A 764-nucleotide genomic window follows, 5' to 3' on the forward strand; every position below is an offset into this window, starting at 1 on the left:
GACGCCAATGACCTGAACGATGCGATCCGTGTGGCCAGCCGTATTCCGCCGGCACGCTACGGCAGCATCGAGGTGCGGCCGGTGCGCGATATCTACGGCGAGTCGTCGGATGCCGTGCCTTATGCGGACGCCGTATCGGAAAACGAGAAGGTGACGGACTAAAGCGTTTTTGAAAACGCCCGGCACCCCTGATTTTCTTTGGAAAGTGATGCTTGCATCACGAATAACGTCGGGTGTGGCCGGTCCTGTCGCGATGCAAGCATCGCTTCCCACAGCCTGCCTGTCTTTTTTCAGAGGCGCCCTAAAACTTTGGGGGGCTCAACAGGCGTCACCTCGGTAGTGTTAACAGGTCCTAATCAAAGGTCTTCGCAAAAACCAAACCGCCCCACAGTACATTGCGGTCGCCCACGCCCTCTTTCAGTTCGGAGGTGTGGCCGCGCAGGACATAGCTGAGCCGGTAGCCGTCACTGAAGGCATAGGTGTAACCCAGCCAGGCTTCGGCGACGCCATGGTTCACTTCGTCGCTGTCGTAGCGCACATCGCTGTCCCGGAACTGGCCCTGCAGAAACGCATTGTAGGCGCGCCCGACCAGCGCGATGCCGCCCCACACATAGTGTTCGTTGTCCTCACTGGTGGCGGTGGTGTTGTTGCGTTCGCCGTAGCGGGTCAGTTCCGGGTTGCTCTGCCACCAGGGGCTGCGCAGGCGCCCGGCACGAAAGCTCAGGCTCCAGCGTGCTTCGGTGAGGTAACCCACGGAACCTTCC

At 60.3% G+C, this 764-nt stretch carries 1 protein-coding gene; it reads right to left on the bottom strand.

All coding sequences use genetic code 11. From position 1 onward, the window contains the following. Positions 1-352: 352 nt before the first annotated feature. Positions 353-764, bottom strand: a 412-nt coding sequence (locus A3754_RS02580; RefSeq protein ID WP_156496706.1) for a lipid A-modifier LpxR family protein, incomplete at its 5' end; no start/stop codon positions are given.

This window comes from Alcanivorax sp. HI0083, from assembly GCF_001635175.1.